Raw genomic sequence first — 6,000 nt, 5'->3', positions numbered from 1 at the left:
TTTTAGATCAAAAATAAGAAAGAAAACAAAAAAAGATTTTGTAAAAGAAACAGTACATGCAGGCGCAATAAAGGATACATACGGTTCACTCGGACTACCAATATATCAAACATCAACCTTTATATTCGATAACGCAGAACAAGGCGGAAGAAGATTTGCCCTAGAAGAAGAAGGATTTATCTACTCAAGACTAGGAAATCCAACAAACGATGCCCTAGAAAAAAAACTAGCAGCCCTTGAAGGAGCAGAAGCAGCAGTATCAACATCATCAGGAATGGGAGCAATCACATCATCAATCTGGCCATTCATAAAAGCAGGCGATCATATTCTGGCATGCGGAACACTTTACGGCTGTACATTTGCTTACCTAAACGAAATAAAAAAATTTAACATAGACGTAGAATTCATAGACATGACAGACCTAGAAGAAGTCAAAACACACCTAAAAGAAAACACAAGAATAGTATATCTAGAAACACCAGCAAACCCAACACTCGACGTAATAGATATAGAAGAAGTAGTAAAACTAGCAAAAGAAAACTCAAAAGATACCCTAGTAATAGCAGACAATACCTTTGCAACCCCATACCTACAAAATCCATTAAAACTAGGAGTAGACATAGTAGTACACTCAGCAACCAAATACCTAAACGGACACGGCGACGTAATAGCAGGATTTTCATGCGGATCAAAAGAATTAATGACCCAAGTAAGACTAGTAGGCCAAAAAGACTTCACAGGCTCAGTCCTATCAGCCCACGATGCATTCCTAATCTTTAGAGGAATGAAAACCCTCGAAGTAAGAATGAAACAACACGTAGCAAACACCAAAAAGGTTGTAGAAGCCTTACAAAAACACAAAAACGTAGAAAAAGTATACTATCCAGGCCTATAAGATTTCAAAAACCACGAAGTAGCCAAAAAACAAATGAAAGACTACGGAGCAATGGTAACCTTCGAAGTAAAAGGCGGAATCGAAGCAGGAAGATGCGTAATGAACAACGTAAAACTATGTTCATTAGCAGTAAGCTTGGGCGATGCAGAAACCCTAATCGAACATCCAGCAACAATGACCCACTCAACCTACACAGAAGAAGCCCTAAAAGAAGCAGGAATAGCCCCAGGCTTAATCAGACTATCAGTAGGCCTAGAAGATGCAGACGAAATAATAGAAGATTTAAACCAAGCCTTAGACCTTATATAAAAATTATATGGAAAATCTCCCTTATGGGGAGGTTTTTTATTTTTACTTACTTTTACTATGAGATCTCTCCGTGCAGTCGCTTTGCTCCTTTAGTCGAGATGGGTTTGGATGCGCTTATTTTTTCTAAAGTTCATATCTTTTAATTATCTATTTTTTTCATTTTATATTTTAAATTTTGAAATTAATATAGAGAAGATTATAACAATTCGAAGATGTTAAATACATAACTTAATAGCCCATCTCGAGCCTTGTCGAGAGATCTCTTGGTTTTATTTGGATTTTTTTTATTTTTCCATTGGGATTTCTTCGTTATATTTTATTATTTTACTAAATATTCCAATGAGATCTCTCCGCTCGTTACACACGATGAATCGGGATAAACAACCGAAATCAACGGTTGTTTATCTGGTCGAGATGGGTTTATCGTGTGCTTGATTTATTACTAAAGTTTATTTTTTTGTTATCTATCTTTAATTATGTTTATGATTTCTAATTATCTTTTTGGATTTTAAAATTAATATTAGAGAGATTATAACAATTCGAAGGCATAGAGCACATAAATCAATTACCCATCTCGAGCGAAGTCGAGAGATCTCTTGGTTTTATTTGGATATTTTATTTAACTTTTCATTGGAATATTTTCCTTATATTTTTATATTTTGCTTACTTTTACAATTGCCTATCTCCTTTGCTTTTTTTTGATATAGCCGATTGATTTATTATTTAATTTCTAAAATAAATTTTAAATTCTTTTATAAAAAAATCGTATTGGATTTTCCAATACGATTTTTAACTTTTACTTTATTTTATCTTCTAGTTTTTCTTTTTTCTTGAAAATACTGCTATAACTGCTGCTACTACTGCAACTGCTATTATTATCAATGATTTGTTTGATTTGTTTTCTGATTTTTTTGTGCCTTCTTCATTACTTGATGAATCTGAAGATGCTTTTTCATTTGATTCAGATTTTTCTTCTTCTTTTCCTTCTTCTTGGTATTTTATTGAAGATTTTTCTGTTTCAAATACGTACTTGTCGTCTTCTTCTTTTACATCAATTTTGTCATCTTTTGATCCGAATGCAACTTCTTTTTCAAAGGCTTTTTTAGGAACTGAGATTTTTACTGGATTATTTAATTTATCTACAGCTTCTCCGTAAGAGTCTACTATTTCGATTTTTCCACCTTTTTCATCTTCATCTGGTGTAACTTGTAGATTCAAAGCTTTATCGCTTGTGTCTTTTTTGACATCCATTGTTGTATCTGTGAAGTTTTCAGTAGCTCTTCTTCCGTAGAAGGTGTAGGTGTAGTCGTTTTTCTTTAGGTAATCTTTGTATTTTTCCTCAAGATCTTTGTTGAAACCTTTTAATAAATCAAATGATTTTTGAGCTTCTTTCTTGTTCTTTTCTGTTGGATCTTTTTCTCCGGAAACTTTTGTATTTGCTATTTGATCTTTTTCAAATTTGTCGATTTCTGGAGTGATATCTTTCATGAAGTCTTCTCTGTTTGCTTCTACCATGTGTAAGGTATCCATTGCCAACCAATAGTGTGAATTTTCTTTGTCTGGGTCGTTTGTTTCGTTTGAAACTTTATCGATTGAACCTTCTTGGTTTGGATAATAAGCAACGTATGGTTGAACGAGTGGTGAACCAAGTGTTAACCACATTATTCCAGGATTTGTTGCTTCTGCATTTTCTCCGACTTGGAAGATGTGTGATTCCATAGTATTTCTATTTCCTATTGGATAAGAATCATCTCTTCCCCTATCGTTTGCTTTGATATCAAAGTTTTCAAGTCTGTTTCTTGTAAAGTCCATTACGTTTTTAACTGAAATTGAAGATTTTTCAGCATCTTGTAAAAATTCGTAAGTTTCAGTTTTCATATCAATATCTGAATCAGGATTTAAGAATTTGATTCCAGATGCAACTCTTGAACGGTTTGATGGTGAAAGTTCTTTTTCTGCATAAGATTTTGCAAGATCAATTACTCTTTCATCTTCATTTCCTTCGAAAGTATTTGCTTTTTTAGCTGTTTCAAAAATTCCCTTTGAATAAAGATAATTTTCATCTTCACTCATTATATAGTTATCACTTTCTTCGCCCTTTGTAAGTTCTGCTTCATTGAGCCAGAATGTGTTAGGGAAAACTGAGAATTTATCTTTAGGATATTTCATTGCAACAAATTCGTGACCAGAATAAATTTCTACATACCATAAATCAGTTTTATCAGAAACTACAAGAGCATTTCCCTCAGCTGCTCCCTTTGTAGCTACTTCATCAGCCAATAATTTTACAGCATCCAAAGCATTATCTGCACTTGATAAAATTACTGTTGTCATTATAGCTTCAGAAATTCCTATAGGTTTTCCTTCTTCTTCTCCGTCAAGATATGGGTCAACTTTTTGAATATCTTCATTTGCAGAAGCAGAAACTGTCATATCAGCGATAAGACCTTTTTCGTTATAACCTGCTTCATCAAAATAACCATATTCTGGAGTAGTATCGCTTATTGATGTAAAACGATAAGAATCGTGTGGAAGTTCAAATTCATATCCACCTTTTTCTGCATAAGAAACATCTACAAGTTTCTCTCCCTTTTTGTACTTACCAGCTTCATTGATTTTGTAAACCTTGTTGTGGTTTACTTCCAAATCCTCTGTACGACCAAAAATTGTAGTACCATCTTCGGTCAAATCACTACCAACTATAACGCCTGTACAAGCCTTTGCAGGCAAGGCAAGAGCAGTAAATAAAAATACTGCACTAAGTGCAAAAACACATAATTTATTAAATATTTTCATAGTGTACCTCCAAATCATATTATAAAACAATAAAAGGAATTAGACAAACGTTACCAAAAATAATTTTTGTTCTTTATTTCTTTATTGGAATTAGTAAATTTCTTAAAAATTAGGAGATTTTTCAAAAAATTTATAAGAAAAATTTAAGAAAATAGCTTATCTTTCTAAAATATTATTACAAAAAAATCTTTCATTTTCATAAAAAAATTAAAATATTTAAATTATCAAAAAGCAGAATAATAGATTAAAACAAGGAGGAAAAATAAAATTTGATTAAAAAGAAATTTATTAAAAAATTTCAAAAAAATTAAAAAAATTTTTAAAATAATGTTTAGAATCGATTTCACTGGGTATCATTATAATAACAGAAGATAATACTTCTGATAGTCCACTAGCATGGATATAAAAAAGCTTAGAATTTATAGTAATATAGAAGAGATTTTAAAACTATAAAGGTATTTAGCTATAAGAATTTAAATGGATTTAAAATCTGAAATCTTATATTATACAACTTTACAATTGTGGAGATTTATTTAAAAAAAGCAAATAATATAGGTTTTCGTGGAAAAAGTGGTGGAAATTAATTGTAAAAGTAGAGCCATCTGACATTTTTCTAAAAGATTTGTTTATAGACTAAATAAAAAGCAAGCTAACAATTGAATAGATAAAAGTTTTGTTAGGAGGAAGTTTTCCCATAAAATAAAAAAATATACAAAAATTGTCAAAGTGCTGAGATATTTAATATATAAAATTTAAATATGAAAAGAGAAAGGACATAAGAGTGATTGAACCAAAATCAGAAAGCTGTGCTAGTGGACATATAAAATAAATCGACTTTAAATTGTAAAGAAAGTTTAAAGTCGATTTTTTTTGTTCCAAATTTTAAATTTTTGATTTTTATATTAAAAAATTATGAGAATTTCTTCCTATAGACAAGTTGATTGATCAAAAATAAGAAAGAAATTACAAAAAGATTTGTAAAAGAATCAGTATTATTTGTAAAAGGTAAAATCATATCAAGTAAAAGATATATTATAAAGGCCATTAGGGTGTGAGAGCAGGTTTTATTAAAAATTTTCCTATCCCTATCATCACCAAAACTGAATTTTGACAATAAAAGGAAATTTACTATTGCTATTATTATTAAAATTACTATAAAAATTACACTTGTTTTCATAAAAAATCCTTTCTTTTTCTCTATTTATAGAATATTATAGATAAAAAAAGATGTCAAATTCAATTACATAAGCAGAAAAGAGAAAAAAGATGAGAAATTTAACAAAAAAACAAATTCTTTACGACTTTGATTTAGAAAATGATGATTTAGTTGAAAATAAAAATATTTTTTTAAATATGAAATTTAAAGAAGAATCCTTGACCTACAATCTTTATCCAACTTCTATAATTGGCTGTGGAAAAAATCTTATTGTAAAGTCGGATAATAAAGAACTTTTAGAAAAATTAAAAAATGAACTGGGAGATTTTCCATCAGAATGGTTTTTTGAATATGAAAATATTTATAAAATAGTTAAAATCATTGGAAAATATGGTCAAAAAATTGTAAATTATGGTCCAGTATTTGAGCCTAATAAAAATTTCAAAAAAATTGAAGGTCCCTTTAAATTTGAAAAAATCGACCTTAAAAATTCTGAAAAATACAAAAAATATAAATTTGTATTTGATTTTGATGACCCTTATTTTAATTCGAAATTTGCCTATGCCTATTATGATGGTAAAAAATTAATAGGATTGGGATCTTTTAGCAAAAATTCTAAATATTTTTGGGAATTTTCCTGTCAAAAATTTTCCAAAGATCAAAAATATAAGAAAATTATGGCTTATATGCTAAACAATATGACCTATGAAATTTTAAAAAATAATAAAGAAGTGTTGCCAATTACAGCAAGTCAATTTTCCCACATAGATTCAATGAACCTATCCATAAATTCAGGTTATAGACTTGCTTTTACTTTTATGTCAATTGATAGAAAGTAAAATTT

The 6,000-nt window shown here is 29.7% G+C and carries 3 protein-coding genes and 1 pseudogene; 2 read left to right on the top strand and 2 right to left on the bottom strand.

Going from position 1 to position 6,000, the window contains the following annotated elements:
* Window positions 1-13 precede the first annotated feature (13 nt).
* Window positions 14-1,204 (top strand): annotated as a pseudogene (megL, locus tag BN3265_RS00805) (methionine gamma-lyase).
* A gap of 813 nt (window positions 1,205-2,017) precedes the next feature.
* Here megL and BN3265_RS00800 read toward each other — a convergent pair.
* Together BN3265_RS00800 and BN3265_RS00795 are read right to left on the bottom strand one after the other, a co-directional pair.
* On the bottom strand, window positions 2,018-4,000 hold the full coding sequence (locus tag BN3265_RS00800; protein ID WP_058989700.1) for a C69 family dipeptidase: 1,983 nt from the start codon (window positions 3,998-4,000) through the stop codon (window positions 2,018-2,020).
* A 910-nt stretch (window positions 4,001-4,910) separates the two neighbouring features.
* Window positions 4,911-5,177, bottom strand: a complete 267-nt coding sequence (locus tag BN3265_RS00795; protein WP_058989699.1) for a hypothetical protein — start codon at window positions 5,175-5,177, stop codon at window positions 4,911-4,913.
* An 89-nt stretch (window positions 5,178-5,266) separates the two neighbouring features.
* On the opposite strand from BN3265_RS00795, the gene BN3265_RS00790 reads away from it, so the two are divergent.
* Entirely contained in the window at window positions 5,267-5,995 is a 729-nt protein-coding gene (locus tag BN3265_RS00790; RefSeq protein WP_058989698.1) for a hypothetical protein, read from the top strand.
* Window positions 5,996-6,000 lie beyond the last annotated feature (5 nt).

The sequence above is a fragment of the Anaerococcus rubeinfantis genome (assembly GCF_001487145.1).
Taxonomy (GTDB): Bacteria; Bacillota; Clostridia; order Tissierellales; family Peptoniphilaceae; genus Anaerococcus; species Anaerococcus rubeinfantis.
This window is presented reverse-complemented; position numbering and strand designations above follow the sequence as displayed.